19 protein-coding genes and 1 tRNA gene are annotated in these 19,866 nt (G+C 38.6%); 11 read left to right on the forward strand and 9 right to left on the reverse strand.

The window, feature by feature from the left end; all coding sequences use genetic code 11:
• Positions 1-72: 72 nt before the first annotated feature.
• From rpmF to pdxA, 3 genes are all read right to left on the reverse strand, one after another.
• Entirely contained in the window at positions 73-270 is a 198-nt protein-coding gene (gene rpmF, locus G5B37_RS09860; protein WP_164679870.1) for a 50S ribosomal protein L32, read from the reverse strand.
• A gap of 8 nt (positions 271-278) precedes the next feature.
• Positions 279-821 carry a YceD family protein gene (locus tag G5B37_RS09865; RefSeq protein ID WP_164679871.1) on the reverse strand — a complete coding sequence of 181 codons (543 nt, stop codon included), beginning with the start codon at positions 819-821 and terminating at the stop codon, positions 279-281.
• 81 nt (positions 822-902) lie between these two features.
• Positions 903-1,964 (reverse strand): 4-hydroxythreonine-4-phosphate dehydrogenase PdxA, encoded by a 1,062-nt coding sequence (gene pdxA, locus G5B37_RS09870; RefSeq protein ID WP_164679872.1) that lies wholly within the window; start codon positions 1,962-1,964, stop codon positions 903-905.
• A 53-nt stretch (positions 1,965-2,017) separates the two neighbouring features.
• Here pdxA and G5B37_RS09875 point away from each other — a divergent pair, with 53 nt between their 5' ends.
• Positions 2,018-2,608, forward strand: a complete 591-nt coding sequence (locus G5B37_RS09875; protein WP_164679873.1) for a riboflavin synthase — start codon at positions 2,018-2,020, stop codon at positions 2,606-2,608.
• On the opposite strand, the gene G5B37_RS09880 is transcribed toward G5B37_RS09875, so the two are convergent.
• The 3 genes from G5B37_RS09880 to mce all read right to left on the reverse strand — a co-directional run bounded on the left by G5B37_RS09880 (position 2,589) and on the right by mce (position 3,525).
• Positions 2,589-2,822 carry a hypothetical protein gene (locus G5B37_RS09880; RefSeq protein ID WP_164679874.1) on the reverse strand — a complete coding sequence of 78 codons (234 nt, stop codon included), beginning with the start codon at positions 2,820-2,822 and terminating at the stop codon, positions 2,589-2,591. The two genes, G5B37_RS09875 and G5B37_RS09880, sit on opposite strands and share 20 nt — an antisense overlap.
• Positions 2,823-2,933: 111 nt before the next feature.
• Positions 2,934-3,007 (reverse strand) — tRNA-Ile (locus G5B37_RS09885).
• 83 nt (positions 3,008-3,090) lie between these two features.
• Positions 3,091-3,525, reverse strand: a complete 435-nt coding sequence (gene mce / locus G5B37_RS09890) for a methylmalonyl-CoA epimerase (protein ID WP_164679875.1) — start codon at positions 3,523-3,525, stop codon at positions 3,091-3,093.
• Positions 3,526-3,583: 58 nt separating this feature from the next.
• On the opposite strand from mce, the gene rbfA reads away from it, so the two are divergent.
• Both rbfA and G5B37_RS09900 read left to right on the forward strand, forming a co-directional pair.
• A complete protein-coding gene (gene rbfA, locus G5B37_RS09895) occupies positions 3,584-3,979 on the forward strand; it encodes a 30S ribosome-binding factor RbfA (RefSeq protein ID WP_164679876.1) in 396 nt (131 codons plus the stop codon).
• Positions 3,980-3,982: 3 nt separating this feature from the next.
• Positions 3,983-5,191, forward strand: a complete 1,209-nt coding sequence (locus G5B37_RS09900; RefSeq protein ID WP_164679877.1) for an ABC transporter permease — start codon at positions 3,983-3,985, stop codon at positions 5,189-5,191.
• Between the two features lie 21 nt (positions 5,192-5,212).
• Here the strand turns inward: G5B37_RS09900 and dusB are convergent, their stop codons facing one another.
• A complete protein-coding gene (gene dusB / locus G5B37_RS09905; protein ID WP_164679878.1) occupies positions 5,213-6,208 on the reverse strand; it encodes a tRNA dihydrouridine synthase DusB in 996 nt (331 codons plus the stop codon).
• Positions 6,209-6,398: 190 nt separating this feature from the next.
• Between dusB and lepA the strand changes: the two genes are divergently transcribed.
• From lepA to G5B37_RS09930, 5 genes are all read left to right on the forward strand, one after another.
• Positions 6,399-8,195 carry a translation elongation factor 4 gene (lepA, locus tag G5B37_RS09910; RefSeq protein ID WP_164679879.1) on the forward strand — a complete coding sequence of 599 codons (1,797 nt, stop codon included), beginning with the start codon at positions 6,399-6,401 and terminating at the stop codon, positions 8,193-8,195.
• Positions 8,188-8,595 (forward strand): RDD family protein, encoded by a 408-nt coding sequence (locus G5B37_RS09915; RefSeq protein WP_263649779.1) that lies wholly within the window; start codon positions 8,188-8,190, stop codon positions 8,593-8,595. The genes lepA and G5B37_RS09915 overlap by 8 nt, the downstream gene beginning before the upstream one ends.
• A 78-nt stretch (positions 8,596-8,673) precedes the next feature.
• Positions 8,674-10,503 (forward strand): histidine kinase, encoded by a 1,830-nt coding sequence (locus tag G5B37_RS09920; RefSeq protein ID WP_164679880.1) that lies wholly within the window; start codon positions 8,674-8,676, stop codon positions 10,501-10,503.
• Position 10,504: 1 nt separating this feature from the next.
• A complete protein-coding gene (locus G5B37_RS09925; protein WP_164679881.1) occupies positions 10,505-11,254 on the forward strand; it encodes a LytR/AlgR family response regulator transcription factor in 750 nt (249 codons plus the stop codon).
• A gap of 90 nt (positions 11,255-11,344) precedes the next feature.
• On the forward strand, positions 11,345-12,715 hold the full coding sequence (locus G5B37_RS09930; protein WP_164679882.1) for a hypothetical protein: 1,371 nt from the start codon (positions 11,345-11,347) through the stop codon (positions 12,713-12,715).
• 45 nt (positions 12,716-12,760) lie between these two features.
• Here G5B37_RS09930 and G5B37_RS09935 read toward each other — a convergent pair whose 3' ends face one another.
• Positions 12,761-12,982: a hypothetical protein gene (locus G5B37_RS09935; protein ID WP_164679883.1), complete on the reverse strand. Its 222-nt coding sequence runs from the start codon at positions 12,980-12,982 to the stop codon at positions 12,761-12,763.
• Positions 12,983-13,035: 53 nt separating this feature from the next.
• Positions 13,036-14,949, reverse strand: a complete 1,914-nt coding sequence (locus G5B37_RS09940; RefSeq protein WP_164679884.1) for a cation:proton antiporter — start codon at positions 14,947-14,949, stop codon at positions 13,036-13,038.
• A 423-nt stretch (positions 14,950-15,372) separates the two neighbouring features.
• On the opposite strand from G5B37_RS09940, the gene G5B37_RS09945 reads away from it, so the two are divergent.
• From G5B37_RS09945 to G5B37_RS09955, 3 genes are all read left to right on the forward strand, one after another.
• Entirely contained in the window at positions 15,373-16,233 is an 861-nt protein-coding gene (locus G5B37_RS09945; RefSeq protein ID WP_164679885.1) for an MBL fold metallo-hydrolase, read from the forward strand.
• Between the two features lie 10 nt (positions 16,234-16,243).
• A complete protein-coding gene (locus tag G5B37_RS09950; protein ID WP_164679886.1) occupies positions 16,244-17,911 on the forward strand; it encodes a S8 family peptidase in 1,668 nt (555 codons plus the stop codon).
• 103 nt (positions 17,912-18,014) lie between these two features.
• Positions 18,015-19,841: a M1 family metallopeptidase gene (locus G5B37_RS09955; RefSeq protein ID WP_164679887.1), complete on the forward strand. Its 1,827-nt coding sequence runs from the start codon at positions 18,015-18,017 to the stop codon at positions 19,839-19,841.
• Positions 19,842-19,866: the final 25 nt, after the last annotated feature.

Raw genomic sequence — 19,866 nt, forward strand, 5'->3', positions numbered from 1 at the left:
ATAAATATAACAGGAAACAAAAAAACTCTCGTAGGAGTATACGAGAGTTAATTTATATATTTAAAAGTATAATTAAGCTTCTACTTCTTCAGTAGCGTCAATTACAACCTGCCCACGGTAGTACAATTTACCTTCGTGCCAGTGCGCTCTGTGAAATAAGTGCATCTCCCCAGTGGTTGGGTCTGTAGCTAACGTTGGCTTTACCGCTTTGTAATGAGTTCTTCTTTTATCTCTTCTAGTTTTCGAGATTTTTCTTTTAGGATGTGCCATTACTTATATTATTTATCCGTTAATAGTTTTTTTAATTCGTCCCATCTTGGGTCTAATTCTGCTCCCTCTTCAGCAGTATCTTTTAGCTGTTTTGGGCTCAATTCTTCAAGTTTGTCAAGTATGTCGCTTTGCAAGCTACCATCTTCTATGCCTGGGTGTATAAAACGCGAAGGCAACGACAAGATAATAGACTCGTAAATGTATTGCTGAATATTCACTTCATAACTCCCATGCGGGATAATAAGTAAATCTTCATTTTCATCGTTAAACGTTTCTCCAAACTTTACCACAAAGTGATACGATCCAGAAACCTCTTGATCAAAGGCCTCGTTTGTAATGTCACAAGGAACGTTCACAATTCCATCATACGAAAGTGTAAACTCTAATAAAGTTGTTTTCTTGTCTAACAATGCTGTAAGATTAATACGTGCTGTATTAAACTCATCATACTCAAAATGCTCAAAGAACGTATTTGCAATCTCAAAATGAAACGAGTGCTGACCTAATTTCAACCCTACAAAAGGGATCGTAAATTCTTTCAATTCTCTCATATCCACGCCTGTTATCATGCTCCACCTTCGTCAAAAGGCGGGTGCAAAGATAAACAATTATTTGAATCGTACTAAACTTAGCTAGCTCTTTTTTGAAAATGCTTTTCTTCTATTGGTTTTCAGTGGATTTTCAGAAATTTCTGCATAGGCTTCTCGCGAGTTAAAAATATCGATGGCGGTGAATACCGCTTGTTTAAAGCTCTCGAAATCTGCAATATTTTTTCCTGCCACATCATATGCGGTGCCGTGATCTGGCGATGTTCGAATGCGATTAAGGCCTGCCGTATAGTTAACGCCAGTCCCAAAAGAGAGTGTTTTAAATGGTATGAGCCCTTGATCGTGATACGAAGCAATTATTACATCAAAGTTTTTGTAATTCCCAGAACCAAAAAAACTGTCGGCAGCATAAGGGCCAAAAACCAATTTGCCGTTATTTCTAATGTTTGTAAGTGCCGGAATAAGTACGGTATCATCTTCGGTGCCTATTACCCCGTTATCACCATTATGCGGATTAATTCCTAATACCGCGATTTTAGGTTTTTGAATTCCGAAGTCTTGTATCAATGTTTTATGTATGATACTAATCTTCTTTTCTATAAGCTCTCGTGTAATATTTGCTGAAATGTCCTTTACTGCAACATGATCTGTTAACAATCCAACGCGTAAATTGTTTGAAACCATTAACATGAGACTCTCGCCCTCCAATTCTTTTGCAAGATAATCTGTATGACCTGGAAAGTTAAACGATTCTGATTGTACGTTAGATTTATTAATGGGTGCTGTTACCATCACATCAACATGTTCTTCTTTTAATGCCTTTACGGTAGCTTCTAATGATTTAACTGCATAAGCCCCAATATTTTTGTCTTCCTTTCCGAAGGTTATGTCCACATTTTCTTTCCAGACGTTAAATACATTTATCTTTTTATGAGCAATCTTTTCTAAACTATCAATGCCATAAACAGGAACGTCTAACCCATATGCTTTTTTAAAAAATGACATTGTTTTTACCGAAGCAAAAATTACTGGGGTACAAAAATCGAGTATACGAGCATCCTGAAAAGTTTTTAAAATAATCTCGCTTCCTATACCATTTAGGTCGCCTATAGAAATCCCTACTATAATTTTATCTCTTTTGCTCATTCTGAAAGTGGATTCATTGTATTTTTGTTTTACAAATGTAACCAATTACCACCATGTTCACAGGAATAATTGAAACCCTTGGAGAAATAAAGACCTTAACAACCGAAGGCGACAACCTTCATATTGAAGTTGCCAGTTCGCTTACTCCAGAATTAAAAATAGACCAAAGTGTTTCACATAATGGTATCTGTTTAACCGTAGTTGCCTTAACCGAAACTACCTATACTGTTACAGCAATTAAAGAAACACTAGACAAGACAAACCTGTCTCAATTAACTGTTGGAGATAGTGTAAATCTTGAAAGAGCAATGATTCTAGGTACAAGGTTAGATGGTCACATTGTACAAGGACACGTAGACGAAATAGGAGAATGTACAAAAATTGAAGAAGCCAATGGAAGTTGGTATTTTACATTTACCTATGGTTCACAAAACGGAAATGTTACTATTGAAAAAGGCTCCATTACCATAAATGGAGTAAGTCTTACAGTAGTAAACTCTCAGCCATCTGAATTTAGTGTAGCGATTATTCCGTACACATATGAGCATACAAATTTTAATACCTTTAACATTGGCACTAAAGTAAATCTAGAATTTGATGTGATTGGGAAGTACGTAAAACGACTTATTGAGCAGCGTTCGTAGCCAAATGTCTTCTGTAGGCAACGTACACTCCAAAAATGATAGCAACTGCAACTAAAATAAATATACTTGAGTCTATAGGTAGCTCTGGACCCGGTGTTCGTTCTAAAGTAGGTGGTGGTGGTTCGGTAGCAACCTGTTGAGGTGCCGCGAAAAGGGTTGTACTAGCAAATAGGCATAGTACGCAGGTGTATATTTTTACGATTTGGGGTCGCATATTCAGGGGCTAAATGTAATAAAATTTTTCAGATATGCAATATTTTTCAACATTATTGAAAAGTTATTAACTGCATATCGTATAGTTAACTACAAATTTTCAAAAAAATTGTGGTCCCACTTGGGCTCGAACCAAGGACCACCTGATTATGAGTCAGGTGCTCTAACCAACTGAGCTATGGGACCTAGTCTATTCTAAAGATCACAATGTCGCCAACATGAAATCTAAAAACAGTTTGCAAAGATAAAAACTTTATGATTTTTGCAAACTATTTAGCGTTAATATTAGATTTCGAGATTGGCGATGCAATATCTTGACAGAGTTCTACCAAGACTCCATTGCTACTTTTGGGGTGCAAAAAAGCAACCCATTTGTTATCTGCTCCTTTTTTTGGCTCTTCGTTCAACAAAATAAAGCCTTCTAACCTTAATCGCTCCATTTCTTCAACTATGTTACTTACTGAAAACGCAATATGGTGGATTCCCTCCCCGCGTTTTTCAATAAACTTAGCAATTGGGCTATCTGCATTTGTTGCTGCCAGTAATTCTATCTTACTTTCTCCGCAAGTAAAAAATGACGTATGTACCCCTTCGCTGGCAACTTCCTCTGTTTTATAAGGTGTGTAGCCTAATAGTTTGGTATATATTTCGTTGGCTGCCGCCATGTCTTTAACCGCAATTCCCAAATGTTCTATCTTGTTCATAATACCAATAGTATGTAAATTTCAAAAATAACAAATCTTATTGTGCTATTTTTGCACTATGGTAGAAAGTAACAGACAGAAAAAAATTGCAGGGGTACTGCAAAACGATATTGCTAATGTAATCCAGGAAATGCTTCGCGAAGCTGGACAGACAGGCATTATAGTGGCAGTTTCTAAAGTAAACGTAACTACAGACCTTTCTATTGCAAAAGTACATCTTAGTATATTTCCCTCAGACAAAGCAACACCGCTCTTAGAAGAAATTACTAAGGCAACACCTCAAATTAAGCATCAAATTGCGCAGCTCACTAAGCATCAGCTAAGAAAAATGCCAGACCTGTCTTTTTATAACGACGATTCTTTAGATTATATAGAAGGTATAGAAAAAGCTGTAAAAGGCGTAGACAACCCCTTAGAAAATCCAGATCTACTCGAAAAACGAAAAAAGAAATAACCTTTGAATTTTCCGCTCTACATCGCCAAGCGATATTTGTTTTCAAAGAGCAGCAACAACGCCATAAATATTATCACCATTATTGCGGCAATAGGTATTGTTGTAGGTGCCATGGCATTGTTTATCGTACTTTCAGGTTTTTCTGGACTGAAAGATTTTAGCCTTCAGTTTACCAACGAGTTTGACAGCGATCTTAAAATAGAGCCCGAAAGTGGAAAAACCATTACGCTTTCCGAAGCAATTCTACAAAAGTTAGATCGCGTAGATGGCGTAGAAGCCTACGCTAAGGTTGTTGAAGAACGTGTGTTTTTGCAGTTTGAAGAAAAAAATCATATCGCCTATATTAAAGGAGTAGACGCTAATTACCAAAAGGTAACGGTAACCGATAGCCTAATATTTATTGGACGTTGGCTTATTGAGGGTCAGCAGGAAGCTGTAATTGGTTATAACATTGCACATAAACTTTCCCTAGGCACTATGGACTTTACCAGCCTGCCTGAAATTTTAGTTCCTAAACCAGGAACAGGACAAATTTTAACTACAGACCTTGCCAGCGCCTTTACCAAAAGAGATTTTATTGCTTCCGGGATTTATGATGTAAACGAAGACGTAAATGGAAAATATGTGTTTACAGATTTAGGGTTTGCGCACGACCTGCTTCAGATGGACAGTACCAAAGTATCATCAATCGCTATAAAATTGAAACCTGAAGTAGATGAAACACTTGTAAGAACCCATCTAGTCAAAATTTTTGATAGCCAACCCATAGTTATTAAAAATAGAATTCAGCAAAATGATGCTCTCTACAAAATGTTGAATACCGAACAAGTTGCAGTATACCTCATCTTTACCTTGGTCTTAATCATTGCACTTTTTAATGTTATTGGATCTATTATCATGATGATTCTAGACAAACGAAAGAACATAAAAACACTCTACAACTTAGGTGCAACCATTAAAGAAATAAGACGCGTATTCTTTATGCAAGGTGCATTAATGACAATTTTTGGCGGTCTCTTAGGCATCACACTAGGTATTATCGTAGTCTGGGCACAATTACAATTTAAACTTATCTATATAACCGCAACCTTGCCGTATCCGGTAGAATTAAAATTGGTCAACATTGTAGTGGTTTTTGTCACCCTAACCATACTGGGTTTAATAGCATCTAAGATCGCTTCTAGCCGCGTAAGAGAACGGTTATTAGTCTAAACACAGAAGTTATTTTTGTTGCTAAATAGAAAACTCAAAATCTCCAAACTTTTCTAAGACCTCTTCAAAAGCTGCAAAAACATCGGCACTATCGTCACTTGTTACCATTTTCATACGGTATTCCTTAAAATGCGGGATGCCTCGAAAATAGTTGGTATAGTGTCTTCTAGTTTCAAAAACCCCCAGGCGTTCACCCTTCCAGTCTATCGCCATTTGTAGGTGGCGTCTAGCCGCCTCAACACGCTCTGCCATATTGGGTGGCGCGCAATGGGTTCCGGTTTCCATAAAGTGCTTTACTTCTTTAAAAAACCACGGGTAGCCAATACTGGCTCTACCAATCATTGCACCATCTAGCCCGTATTTATCTCGCATTTCTATCGCACGTTCGGGTGTATTTACATCGCCATTCCCAAACACCGGAATATGCATACGTTGGTTGTTTTTTACTTCGGAAATTGGCGCCCAATCTGCATCGCCCTTATACATTTGAGCTCGCGTACGCCCATGAATAGAAATTGCTTTGCAACCCACATCTTGCAATCGTTCTGCCACTTCCACGATTTTTATAGAATCGTGATCCCAGCCCAATCTTGTTTTTACAGTAACGGGTAGTTTAGTATGTTTTACCATAGCTTCGGTTAACGAAACCATGAGATCTATATCTTTTAGAATACCGGCTCCAGCGCCTTTGCTAACCACTTTTTTTACGGGGCAACCAAAATTTATATCAATTATATCGGGGCCGCTGGCCTCTACAATTTCGACGCTTTTCAGCATAGATTCAAGTACCGCTCCAAAAATCTGAATACCTACAGGACGTTCTTTCTCGTAAATATCAAGCTTCATCACACTTTTGGCTGCATCACGAATAAGTCCTTCCGAAGAAATAAATTCGGTGTACACTACATCGGCTCCCTGTTCTTTACAAAGTGCCCGAAAGGGTGGGTCACTCACGTCTTCCATGGGTGCTAACAACAACGGGAATTCACCCACATCTATGTCTCCTATTTTTGCCATTGGTACTCCCTTTAAGGTGAGAATCTGTTTAATTTAATTCTAAAACTTCCGCAAAAATACTCAATATGTTAGTATTGTAGGTTTCAGCAAGAAAAAACTCGCTTTTTAAAGTATATTTGCACAGCCTTTACGCCTTGTTTTTAAGGTGTAAATGAAACATTAAAAAGTTACCCACCCCGTGGGCATAAGAATGAAGAACATCCGAAATTTTTGCATCATCGCCCATATTGACCATGGTAAAAGCACCTTGGCAGACCGACTGTTAAGCGCTACTGGCGCCGTGACTGCACGTGAAGAACAGGCGCAGTTATTAGACAGCATGGATCTAGAGCGTGAGCGCGGTATTACTATTAAAAGCCACGCTATACAGATGGAATATACCTACAAGGGCGAAAATTATGTTTTAAACCTAATTGACACCCCAGGACACGTAGATTTCTCTTACGAAGTTTCTAGAAGTATCGCAGCCTGTGAAGGTGCGTTGCTTATTGTAGATGCCGCCCAGAGCATACAGGCGCAGACTATTTCTAATTTGTATTTGGCGCTAGATAACGATTTAGAAATTATTCCTGTACTCAATAAAATAGATTTACCCTCTGCCAACCCTGAAGAGGTAACAGACGATATTGTAGATTTATTAGGCTGTGACCCTGAAGAGGTTATCCCAGCAAGTGCTAAAACAGGTATTGGTATCGATGAAATTCTTGCTGCCATTATAGAGCGTGTACCTGCACCCGTTGGTAATCCAGACGAAAGTTTGCAAGCCTTAATATTCGATTCTGTGTACAACCCATTTCGTGGTGTTGAAACATACTTTAGAGTGCTGAACGGAGAAATTAAAAAAGGGCAGCACATTAAATTTATGGCAACGGGCAAAGACTATTTTGCCGATGAAGTTGGAACACTTAAATTGAAACAACTGCCTAAACAAGTCATTAAAACAGGAGATGTGGGATACCTCATCACCGGAATTAAAGAAGCAGTAGAAGTAAAAGTAGGAGATACCATCACCGATGCAAAATCGCCTACTACCAATATGATTGAAGGTTTTGAAGATGTAAAACCTATGGTTTTTGCGGGTATTTATCCCGTAGATACTGAAGACTATGAAGAGCTTCGTGCGTCTATGGAAAAGCTTCAACTTAACGATGCTTCCTTGGTATTTGTGCCCGAGAGTTCTGCAGCGTTAGGATTCGGATTTCGATGTGGGTTCTTAGGAATGCTTCACTTAGAGATTATTCAAGAACGCCTAGAACGTGAGTTTGATATGACGGTTATTACTACCGTACCTAACGTATCGTATCACGCCTATACCAACAAAGAACCAGACACCATAGTATTGGTTAATAATCCAAGCGATTTGCCCGACCCTTCTCGATTAAACAGAATGGAGGAGCCGTATATTAAAGCAACTATTATTACCAAATCAGATTTTGTTGGGTCTGTAATGTCACTTTGTATTGAAAAGCGAGGACAAATTACCAATCAGACCTATTTAACGACAGAGCGTGTGGAGTTGAGTTTTGATATGCCACTAGCCGAAATTGTATTCGATTTTTACGATCGGTTAAAAACCGTTTCTAAGGGATATGCCTCTTTCGACTACTCTCCTATTGGAATGCGCGAGTCTAAATTGGTAAAAGTAGATGTACTCTTAAACGGAAACGTGGTAGATGCACTTTCTGCATTATTACACCAAGACAACGCTTACGATATTGGGAAGAAAATGTGCGAAAAACTGCGACAGTTAATCCCGAGACAGCAATTCGATATTCCTATACAAGCGGCTATTGGAGCTAAGATTATCTCACGTGAAACGGTAAAAGCACTGCGAAAAGATGTAACTGCAAAGTGCTACGGAGGTGATATCTCGCGTAAACGTAAGCTGTTAGAAAAGCAGAAAAAAGGAAAGAAACGTATGCGTCAAGTAGGTAATGTAGAAATCCCACAAGAAGCATTTATGGCTGTGTTAAAATTGAATGACTAGCATTTCTCCAGTATATGCAAATCTGCCACAACGTATAAAAGCAGCGTGTATAGATGCTGTAGTACTCATTGCTTTGATGTATGCCGCTTCGGAAATATTAAGCCTTTTCGAAAACGTTTCTAATTGGATTAGAATCGTAATAGCACTTTTTCTTTTTGTACTGTACGAACCCCTACTCGTTAGTATTTATGGCGAAACCATCGGACATTTTTACAGTAAAATTTCCGTAGAAAAAGATGGACAATCTGGTAAGAAAATTTCGTTTACTCGCGCCTTAGCCCGCTTTATTTGTAAATTTCTACTGGGCTGGATTTCGCTGCTAACCGTTACAGGAAGTGATAAAAAGCAGGCTATCCATGACCATGTAGCCAACTCTGTGGTGGTTGAAAGAAAAGTGTAATTTCTTGGCCCCTTGCGCACAAACAATTAACACATTATAAACTAGAAGCTTACACATATATTTTTTGTACTTTACAGTATGAAAAATAGCCTTCCCTTATTTTTCTTCTTCGTTGCGGCGGCCTTAGCGATAGGACAGACCGACCATAATACTATAGACCCTTATTTAGAGAAAGCCAAAGCACACAGCACCAAACGGCTAGATAGTGCCATTTTCTACACTAAAAAGGCCTATGAACATGCCCTAGACCTTAAAGACACCTTGCTTATTGGGCAGGTGGGCTATTATCATTCTTTTTACTTAATTAGAAACGGAAACTATGCCGAGGCAGAAGCTATTTTAAATTTTAACCTCGCGCATAAAGATGCATTAAGTGCTCATGTTTTGGGTGGTATCTACTATAATTATGGCAACCGTTATTATCTAGAGGAAGTGTATGACAAGGCGCTAGAAAATTACCTGCAAAGCTTACACTTCTATACCGAGGCCAAAAACAGACAGGGGCTTATGACAACCAATCTGCAGTTAGGTGTAGTCTATAGCAAACTCGATAAAAAAGAATTGGCGGGTTATTTTTACAACCAATCGTTGTTGTTTAGTGATAAGGCAGAAAAGAAGCATACGCGTAAAATAACGTACGGTAAAGACAGTATACCAGAGAACATATCAGTTTCTAAAGCAATGCTGGCAGAGTTAGCACTTGAACCCGACAACGCTATAAAAGCTAATGTCTTGTACAATTTAGGGCGCGGCTATTTTGAAAATAAACAATGGCAACCTGCAATTGCTTCGTTTAAACAATCGCTTGAGCTTAAAAAGCAACTGGGCATCGCAGACCAAATAGATAAAAATTTGTTCTTTATTGGGCAATCGTATCTAGAGGCAGGAATGCTAGCGCCCGCAACAAACTATTTGCTTCAGGCCATTAAAGTTTCAGAAAAAAGAGGGCAAAAAGCCACTACAATAGCTTCGCTACAAAGAGCGTATGAAGAAGGTGGTGATTATAAAACAGCACTACTTTACGCAAAGCGTTATGACCAAATGAAGGATTCTCTTAATGCACTACAGGAAAATGAACGTATTGCTGAAATTACCTCACAATTTGAAACCGAAAAGCAGGCAGCAGAAATTGTATTGTTAGAGACTAGCAATAACTTACAAGCGTCTAAGCTTGCTAACCAACGCAACATTATTTGGGCGAGTGTTGTGGGTGTGGCACTGCTATTAATTGCTCTTTTCTTTGGATATAAGCGTTACCAGACCAAACAAAAATTACAGTTTTCTGAACTCACTAGAAAGCTTTTGCAGATGCAATTGAATCCGCATTTTCTCTTTAATGCTCTTAACGGAATTCAATATTTTATAAAACAAAACGACACCCAAAAATCTACTAAATACATTAGTAATTTTAGCGGGCTAATGCGCAATATTCTCGAAAACTCTGTCGAAAAATTTATCACAGTAGAAGAAGACGCAGAAACCATTATAGACTTCTTAGCCTTGCAGCAACTGGTGCATAACAATTCATTTTTGTATACTGTGCATATAGAAGAGACATTAGACGCAGAGAACCTATGTATTCCGCCTATGTTTACTCAGCCTTTCGTAGAAAATGCGATTATTCATGGTGTTCAGGGTATGCAAAACGGTGAAATATCTGTGCGTTACAAGTTAGAAGGCGAAACGATTACGGTAACAATAAAAGATAATGGCAAAGGTATTGCGGAAACGTTACACAATGCAAACTCGCTGCATAAATCTATGGGCACGTCTATTACCAAACAACGTATGGAAAACCTCTTAAAAACTGAAAATTACCCCGTAACTCTAGAGGTGGTTTCGCGAAATGAAGCAGATGCACCACAAGGAACCACAGTAATGCTTACCTTTCTGAAGAAATATTTATAGCATGAGTTTAACTTGCTTAGTTATTGAAGACGATCAGCGTGTACAGGCACATGTGGTTACGGTGCTAGGTTCTAATTTTGACGAAATTACAACCATTGTTACGGCAAGCACATTAACGGAAGCTAAGGAACAGATTGAACGCAGTGCTCCCGACCTGGTAATTTCTGACATAAACCTTCATAACGATGAGGTCTTCACCTTGTTTAAGACGTTTGACACGATTCCTTTCAAAATTATTTTTATCACCTCGTATAGTAAATATGCTGTAGAGGCCTTTAAGTTTAGTGCGTTAGATTTTCTAGAAAAACCGTTTGAAGATGAAGCGCTAATCGCTTCGGTTACAAACGCTATTAGTAGCATAAATTTAGAGCAATATAACCAGCAGCTGGCTGCGTTTTTCTATAATTTTAATACCCTTCAGAAAAACAAAAAATTAGTATTAAAAAATCTTGAAGCCGTTCATATTGTAGCTATTAATGATATTTTATATCTGAAATCTGACAACAATTACACCGAGGTGCATACCAAAGACCAACGAACCATTGTGGTGTCTAAGCCCCTAAAGCAATACGACGACCAGCTTAAAGGGTACTCCTTTTTCCGAAGTCATCAAAGTTACTTGGTCAACCTCAACTATGCGAAGACCTTTCATAAAATAGACAGCGTTTTAGAGCTTTCTTCTGGACAACAAATTGCTGTTGCAGGTTCTAAAACCCAGGCACTTCTGCACAAACTTGGTGAGATAGGGTGAATTCTAACTTGTTTCCCTATAATTCTCATTAGGTACTTTCTAAAGTCATAAAAACGGCATTTTTGGTATTCACTTTTAAAATTCGTTGCCATGAAATTCAAAACTCTGTTCGCGTGCATACTATTTCTAATCGCCAACTGTAACAGTACTATTGCACAGAAAAAGAAACCAAGCAAAAAAGGCATGAGTACTGCATGGACATTGCATAAGGAGATGAACATAATGATAGAAAATGCAAGTTTCAAAGGTAAAATGTATGGTCCTTGCTACCCCATGTCTTATCTTAAACGATTAGGTAAAAGTGGTATACTTCCAAATCCGAAAAAAGAACTTGGGCAAAGTATGGATAGCTTAAGTTATATGCTAACCCAATTGGCTCCTTTAAAACTATCAACGCGCAATGGGTTTCTGCCTATGTACTCATTTATACATGAAAATTCGTATGTCAATTTTGTAAACTCTGTATACAACAAGAATATTGGTGACCTAGCGCCTAAAAATTTTGCGGCCTCGGTTGATGCCTATTACAGGCAGCTTAAAAAGCTAAAAAAAGAAGGGTTTGTATTCGACCAAAGAACAGTAACGAAAAAAGAATGTGTGTTTAAAATTGAGTCTAGATTTGTTATGGAAACTTGGGAAGACGGGAACACTGTTGACGATTGGATAGGTTATACCGCTAAAATTTCAGGAAAGATAGAGACCACCATAACTATTAAGTGTAACTGTAAAGGAAAATCTATTAGCGCTCTTAAAAATGCGCGATTTAAATATGAAAAGCCTACTGTTTTCTTGATAGACTTTTCAAACAAAGGAAACAGACAAAAGTTTGTTCCGGCAGATAAAAATTTAAGTGTGTTATCTCTACTAGCAACAAATTGTTGCACAGAAAACGACATTAGCTTTGACGACCCATCATTAGAGCTAGCTCCTACAGAAAATATTTCTTTACCCAACCAAACCATTGGCGTATTTGGAGGCGTAGGTTTTGGACAAGATTTTGAAGAAACCACCTTGTGCTTGGGCGCCGAATACTTAATTAATGTGGTTGATTTGGGTAACAATCAACTATTTATTGGTGCCAACGCATCTTTAGAAACTAGTAGTTTTATGGACAATACCAGCACCTGGTTTGGTGTTGGGCCTACCGTGCAACTGTTCACCCCAATTTCTGCTAGTGGTGAAACCTTGGTTGCTAATGGGCTATCTGCAAACGTTATCTTTGGAAGCAATGACAGCGATGGTTTTAAAGACACTGTCTCTGGGTTTGAAGTTGGAATTAACACAGGACTAAGCGTGCCTTTAAACGACAACCTTTTTCTTTCAATTAGTATTCCAGTAGTGAATCATCAAAACATCATGTACGAGCCTGAAAATGGCGGCACCTCGTTTGAACAAAAAAACACTAGCCTGCTTATTGGCAAGGGTAGCACCGCAAAACTAGGCTTGAGATTTGGATTTTAGAAGTGTTTTCCTCAGGCTTGTAAAACCATCCTCCGGGGTGGTTTTTTATCCCCCACAATTGGCGCCTGCTTCGACTAAATCGTCTAAGTAGGCTTCGTAGTTAGTGCCGGTATCTTCTCCGTTTATAGATGCATTTCCGTTAGACTCTCTACAAAGTTCAAACTCTGGGGTTTGGTCTGAGCTACAAAAACGGCAGGTACGTTCGTCATCATCACCACAAGAGAATGCAGCTAGGCACAGTAGAACTAAAAATACGGGTTTTTTCATGCTAGGAAGTTTCAGTAGTAAAACGACAAATAGTAGGTATTATTTTAAAAATATTAATCGGTAGTCTCCGCATCTTGTGTCGCCACCACGACGTCTTCAAAATCTATAGGCTTACCGAGGTAGGCAATAGCACTTCCCTTCTCAATATCGTAATTGGTTAGGGTGTCTATTAGTTCTATATGCCCTTGAGAGTCTTTTATAAATAACGGTATCGCGTCTTTATTGTCTCTAATAGTTTCAAGCACCTTTACAAACTTACCGTTATTGTCTACATCTATCTCTTGAATAGAAGGGTAGTCGCGTGCAACTTCGGTAAAGCGGAGATAGTCATGGGTATTGCTAAAAACATCATCTTTATCAAATCCATTCTTGTTTAATAACTCTCCAGAAGTCATCAATCTAAACGTTCCATTTTCCCCAAATTGCTTTCCGAAGCGGGTCATAGCTTGTCTATTAATTTCGTCATTACCCGTCATAGCAAGTAGATATCCTACATCGCTCAATTCAATATTATCGGCTAGGTCGTCGCTATAGATGTTGGCATTAATAGCGTCTATTCCTAATTCTTTAGCCTTTATGATATTCGCGCGGTTACTATCTACCAATACAACATGTCTGTCGTTTTTTGCTAAATAGGAAGCAATAAGTCTAGAGACACGAGAACCACCAATAATCATAATTCCTTCAGACTTCTTCAAGAAAACACCTAGTAAAGAAGCTACTAAACGAGCTGTTGTTGCATTTAATAAAACGGTTACCAATACTAATCCAAAAACAAGGGGTGTAATGTATTCGGCTCCTGGTACACCTAGCTCTACCAATTTAGTTCCAAAAAGCGATGCAATACCTGCTGCAACAATACCCCGTGGCCCTACCCAGCTTATAAATAGTTTTTCATTCACTTTTAAATTAGATCCCCAAGTACTAAGAAAGACTCCCAAAGGTCGAACAATAAAAATAACGGCTGCAAAAAGAATAGCTGTTTTCCAGTTGTAAATTAGTAATAAGTCGTCTATACTAATGTTTGCTGCTAGTAATATAAATAAGATGGAAATGAGCAATACGCTAAGCGATTCTTTAAAGTAAAGCAGTTCTTTAAGGTTGGGTAAATCTGTATTTCCTAGATACATACCCATTACTACTACGGCTAATAATCCAGATTCATGAGCAAACAAGTCGCTTAAAACAAAAATGAGTAGCACCATAGAGAGTGATGCTACGTTTAAAAGGTAATGCGGAATCACTTTTCGCTTCACTGCATGAAACATGGCAAATCCACCTGCAAGTCCGAACGCAAAGCCAATTACAATGATTTTACCGAATTCTACAAGCGCGTGCTTAGTATAGGCTCCACCTGTGCTATGCCCGTCTGCAGCGGCTCCTACTTCTTCTACGAGGCCTTCTGGTGGAACATTTACCGTAATAAAACCGAAAACCAACACGGCAACCAAAGCGCCAATTGGGTCTATTAAAATACCTTCCCATTTTAGTACTGCGGAAATATCCTTTCTAAGAGGAATGTTTCTAAGAATGGGTGTAATTACCGTTGGCCCCGTGACAATAATGAGTCCTGCAAATAGAAATGAAATTTGCCAGTCTAATCCGAAAACGTAGTGTGCGGCCACTCCAGCACCAAAAAATGTAATGATAGAACCAAGGCTGATAAGTTTTCCGATTACACCTCCAACTTTTTTTACTTCCCCAATTTTTAAGGTGAGGCCTCCTTCAAAAAGAATAATACCAATTGCTAAAGAGACAAAGTAAAAGAGGCTTTCCCCGGGAAAAAATCCTTTTTCTGTATTCCAGATGGGTTGAATCCATTGGGTGCCATCTTCAGAAATAAACGTTGAAATAGGCCCAACAAAGAGTCCTATTAAGATAAGAGGTAAAATAGCAGGAATTTTAAATTTCCAGGCTACCCATTGTGCCAATATTCCTAAAATGATAACTCCCGCCAGCTCTAACATAGATTCAATTTTGGTGTGAAAATATAAATATACACTAAGCTAACGAAATATTTAACAAAATTGTAGTTGTGCCTACACGGCTAACTATCATAGATTTTCAACATCTGTTGTTGTTACAAGCACCGAAATAGTTATTTTTTACCTCACAATGCTTCTTTATTAGTGGCTTCATACTGGCTTTAGGCGTTCTCTAAACTTTCTAGAGACTCTTACAAAATTTTCTTTCTTGTTTTAGTAACAAACCTCGTACTGGAGTAAAAGAATTAAAGTGCCGTACCATTTCGGAAAGCCGTTAAGGCGGTAGTTGAAGAAAGCGTTGGTATACTCTTCTAATGCCATTTTACAACACAGTCTTTTCCAACTTCTTAATATATCCTTAACACCCTACCACATTCGCCTGCCTTTTTGTATTTTGCACGACTTATGCAGCTGTATCCTATAGAAGCCGGAAATTTTAAATTAGATGGCGGTGCCATGTTTGGTGTCGTTCCTAAATCTCTTTGGACACGTATCAATCCGGCAGATAGTAATAATATGATTGACATTGCAGCCCGTTGTATGCTTATTGAAAATGGAGATAGGCTTACGTTGGTAGATACTGGTATGGGAAACAAGCAATCTGAAAAGTTTTTTGGATATTATTTTCGTTGGGGAGACCACAATCTGGATAATTCACTAAAAAAACACGGATTTCATCGAGACGATATTACCGACGTGTTTATGACGCATCTTCATTTTGACCACTGTGGAGGCAGTGTTCAATGGAACAAAGATCGCACGGGCTACGAGCCAGCTTTTAAAAACGCCAAATTTTGGACTAACAAAGACCATTGGCTTTGGGCAACCCAACCCAATAGACGCGAAAAGGCTTCTTTCCTAAAAGAAAACATCATACCCTTACAAGAAAGCGGGCAACTTAACTTTGTAACGTCGCCAACATCAGATTTTTCTGAAGCTAAAGAACTTGACTTTGGTATTTTCTTTGCAGATGGACATACAGATAAGCAAATGATACCCCATGTAAAATACAAAGGAAAGACAATAGTTTTTATGGCAGATTTACTTCCAACAGCAGGGCATTTGCCTTTGCCGTTTGTGATGGGGTACGATACAAGACCTTTGCTTACGCTGCCAGAAAAAGAGAAATTCTTAAATGCGGCAGCAGATAACAACTATTATTTATGGCTCGAGCACGATGCTTATAACCCATTAATTACTGTAAAACATACTGAAAAAGGTGTTCGCCTTGATCAGACCTATACTTTGAACGAACTATTAAATTAAAACTGAACGAATGAATATTTTAAAATCTTCCTTTTTTGCTATCGCTGGAGCCACATTATTGGCTAGTTGTGGTGGTGGCGTTGCTCCAGTAGTATCAACTCCTATTGGAAATATTGACACAACTCCTTTAAAAATCACCCCATTAACCGACGTCCAGACAAAGAATTGGGTTGCTAGCGACTTGGTAATGGATACAATTCCAGGGATGAGTGTAGATAAGGCTTATGCTGAAATCATTAAGAAACAAAAAGGCGAAACTGTAATTGTTGGAGTTATAGATAGCGGAATAGATGTAGAACACGAAGATTTAAAAAATGTAATCTGGACCAACAAAGGCGAAATACCAAATAACGGAAAAGATGACGACAATAACGGTTATGTAGATGATGTACACGGCTGGAATTTTCTTGGAAACATTGTAGGTGAGAACATGGAATATGTTCGAATTATTAGAGCATTAAATCCGAAATTTGAAGGCAAAACAGATGCCTCTATAAGTACCGCAGATCGTGCTGAATTTGAAATGTACAAAAAAGCAAAGGCTGAATTTGAAAAAGAAAAGCAACAAGCCCTCGCGCAAAAAGCTCAGTACGATCAAATTTTGCAAAGTGTGAAACCAGCGCATGCGGCAATGACCAAAAAATTTGGGAAAGAAGACTACACCAAAAAAGACTTGGCTGGTATTACAAATCCTTCAGCAGAACAACAACAGCAAATTGGTATGTTAACGCAAATGCTGAATTTTGGAGATAGTGTTCCAGAAGTAATTAAAGAGTTAACAGGTGGTATCGACTATTTTAGCGGCCGTCTAGACACACACTTTAATATTGATAAAGACTTCAGAAAAGAAATGCTAGGTGACGACCCAAACAATCCAGCTACCAAGTACTACGGAAATGGAGATGTAGATGGTCCAGACCCAAAAGAGGCAGACGCAAAGCACGGTACTCACGTTGCAGGAATTATAGCTGCACAACGTAATAATGGTATTGGAATGAATGGTGTTGCCGGAAATGTAGAAATTATGGTAGTACGTGCCGTCCCAGATGGAGACGAGTACGATAAAGATATTGCCAACGCTATTCGCTATGCGGTAGACAATGGTGCTAAGGTGTTAAATACAAGTTTTGGAAAATACTATTCTACACATCCAGAGTGGGTTATTGAGGCTATTAAATATGCAGAAAGCAAAGACGTTTTAATTGTAAACGCTGCAGGAAATGAAGGGCTAAACCTTGATGAAAACATTGTTTACCCGAACGACCAGACAAAAACAGGCGCAGAATATGCTGGAAACGTGCTTACCGTTGGTGCTTTAAATTACAAATATGGTAGTGAACTTGTTGCTAATTTTTCTAACTTCGGAAAAAGCAATGTAGACGTATTTGCTCCAGGGGTAAAAATTTGGTCTACCACTCCCCTAGACACTTACGAATACTTACAAGGAACCTCTATGGCGTCTCCTGCTGTTGCTGGTGTTGCCGCTGTTATTCGTTCTATGTATCCTAACCTATCAGCAAAACAGGTAAAGCAAGTAATTATGGATAGCGGACTTTCCACTAATGCAAACGTTGTTTTAGGGGGTGATGCATCTAACACAGATTCATTTAATAATATATCAAAATCTGGAAAAATGGTTAACTTGTATAACGCCTTAATAATGGCGTCAAAAATGTAGTCATTCATTCAGTGTACATTATTGCGCTATAGCTTCATGAATTAAAATTTCAGAAGGATAGAAAAGCAATACTCATTAGACACTAATAAATTGTATAAATACCATGAAAAAAACTCTTTTTAATAGTTTTTGGGCACTGCTACTCGTTGTTGCAGTGAGTGCTCAAAATAACACTTCGTATTGGCAGCAGAAAGTAGATTATAAGATGGATATCGATGTGGATGCTGAAAATTTTCAATACGTTGGAAAACAGACATTGACCTATACCAATAATTCGCCAGATGTATTAGACCGTGTTTTTTATCACCTCTATTTTAATGCTTTTCAACCGGGAAGCGAGATGGATGTACGTTCTAGAACCATCGCAGATCCAGATGGTAGGGTAAAAGATAGAATCTCAATGCTTGCCCCTAATGAAATTGGTTATATAAAACCGTCGAAACTTACCCAAGACGGTAAGAAAGTTTCTTATGAAGTGGTTGGTACCGTTTTAGAGGTACAACTAAATTCACCTATTCAGCCCGGCGCCAGTACAGTTTTTTACATGGAGTGGGATGCTCAGGTGCCTGTTCAGGTGAGAAGAAGTGGTCGCAATAATTCAGAAGGTGTTGCCTACTCAATGACACAGTGGTTTCCAAAATTAGCCGAGTACGATTTCCAAGGATGGCATGCAGATCCATATATTGCACGCGAGTTTCATGGTGTTTGGGGCGATTTTGATGTAACCATTCATATCGATAAAGATTATACGGTTGGAGGTACCGGATACAGTGCATCAAATGTAAAAGGAGGTGCTTACCCAGCCGTTAAAAAAGGGAAAGGTGGTAAAAGAACATGGCAATTTATTGCTCCAGATGTACATGATTTTACATGGGCAGCAGATAAAGAGTACATTCATGACCAATACGATGGTCCGAATGGCGTTACGCTAAATTTCTATTACAAAGACAATGAAGAAATTAAGGATAACTGGAAAAAGTTACAACCACTAACAGCAGATTTACTAGCGTATTTTAACGAGCATATTGGCGACTATCCGTACAAGCAATACTCTGTGATTCAGGGTGGCGATGGTGGAATGGAATATGCCATGAGCACACTTATTACAGGCGAGCGCGAGTTTAATAGCCTGTTTGGTGTTACGGCACATGAGTTGGCACATACATGGTTTCAGTTTTTACTTGCAACCAACGAAGCAAAACACGAATGGATGGACGAAGGGTTTACCAGTTACATTTCGGCCATGGCGTCTAATGAAATCTTGAACGAAAAAAATCCTAATCCGTTGGCACGCTCGTATGGCGGCTATGTTTATTTAGCCAAAAGTGGGAAAGAACAACCCGCAACGACTCATGCAGATAGATATACTTATAACCAATCGTATGGCATTACAGCCTACAGCAAAGGTGCAGTGTTTATGTCGCAATTGGGCTATATTATTGGCAAGGAAAATCTAGACAAAACTATTAAGCAATATTTTAAAGATTGGGCGTTTAAGCATCCAACTCCAAACGACTTTATTCGCGTTGCAGAAAAGATATCTGGATTTGAGCTAGATTGGTACCTAATGGATTTTATGCAAACAACGGGCACGGTAGATTACGCAATTAAAAGTGTAGAGCCTAAGGATAATGGTCCAACAACGGTTACCTTAGAGCGGCTTGGTGAAATAGCAATGCCTATAGATCTAAGTGTACAGTATCAGGATGGAAGTCAAGAAACTTTCTACATTCCGCTACAAATGGCTCGTGCAGAAAAAAGCAATCCGTACAGCGATATAAAATGGACGGTGCTTAAAAACTGGGCGTGGGCTTACCCAACGTATAGTTTCGATATCCCTGCAGGGAAAAAGGTGGTTACTATGAACATTGATGCTAGTGCCCTTATGGCAGATATTAATCGAGATAATAACAGCTTCGGAAATAAATAATAATTGTTGAAACTTTAAATAGATG

The sequence above is a fragment of the Rasiella rasia genome (assembly GCF_011044175.1).
Taxonomy (GTDB): domain Bacteria; phylum Bacteroidota; class Bacteroidia; order Flavobacteriales; family Flavobacteriaceae; genus Marinirhabdus; species Marinirhabdus rasia.

Coding starts and splice junctions, on each gene's coding strand:
- rpmF (WP_164679870.1), bottom strand. CDS start 270: ATGGCACATCCTAAAAGAAAAATCTCGAAAACTAGAAGAGATAAAAGA.
- G5B37_RS09865 (WP_164679871.1), bottom strand. CDS start 821: ATGAGAGAATTGAAAGAATTTACGATCCCTTTTGTAGGGTTGAAATTA.
- pdxA (WP_164679872.1), bottom strand. CDS start 1,964: ATGAGCAAAAGAGATAAAATTATAGTAGGGATTTCTATAGGCGACCTA.
- G5B37_RS09875 (WP_164679873.1), top strand. CDS start 2,018: ATGTTCACAGGAATAATTGAAACCCTTGGAGAAATAAAGACCTTAACA.
- G5B37_RS09880 (WP_164679874.1), bottom strand. CDS start 2,822: ATGCGACCCCAAATCGTAAAAATATACACCTGCGTACTATGCCTATTT.
- mce (WP_164679875.1), bottom strand. CDS start 3,525: ATGAACAAGATAGAACATTTGGGAATTGCGGTTAAAGACATGGCGGCA.
- rbfA (WP_164679876.1), top strand. CDS start 3,584: ATGGTAGAAAGTAACAGACAGAAAAAAATTGCAGGGGTACTGCAAAAC.
- dusB (WP_164679878.1), bottom strand. CDS start 6,208: ATGGCAAAAATAGGAGACATAGATGTGGGTGAATTCCCGTTGTTGTTA.
- lepA (WP_164679879.1), top strand. CDS start 6,399: ATGAAGAACATCCGAAATTTTTGCATCATCGCCCATATTGACCATGGT.
- G5B37_RS09915 (WP_263649779.1), top strand. CDS start 8,188: ATGACTAGCATTTCTCCAGTATATGCAAATCTGCCACAACGTATAAAA.
- G5B37_RS09920 (WP_164679880.1), top strand. CDS start 8,674: ATGAAAAATAGCCTTCCCTTATTTTTCTTCTTCGTTGCGGCGGCCTTA.
- G5B37_RS09925 (WP_164679881.1), top strand. CDS start 10,505: ATGAGTTTAACTTGCTTAGTTATTGAAGACGATCAGCGTGTACAGGCA.
- G5B37_RS09930 (WP_164679882.1), top strand. CDS start 11,345: ATGAAATTCAAAACTCTGTTCGCGTGCATACTATTTCTAATCGCCAAC.
- G5B37_RS09935 (WP_164679883.1), bottom strand. CDS start 12,982: ATGAAAAAACCCGTATTTTTAGTTCTACTGTGCCTAGCTGCATTCTCT.
- G5B37_RS09940 (WP_164679884.1), bottom strand. CDS start 14,949: ATGTTAGAGCTGGCGGGAGTTATCATTTTAGGAATATTGGCACAATGG.
- G5B37_RS09945 (WP_164679885.1), top strand. CDS start 15,373: ATGCAGCTGTATCCTATAGAAGCCGGAAATTTTAAATTAGATGGCGGT.
- G5B37_RS09950 (WP_164679886.1), top strand. CDS start 16,244: ATGAATATTTTAAAATCTTCCTTTTTTGCTATCGCTGGAGCCACATTA.
- G5B37_RS09955 (WP_164679887.1), top strand. CDS start 18,015: ATGAAAAAAACTCTTTTTAATAGTTTTTGGGCACTGCTACTCGTTGTT.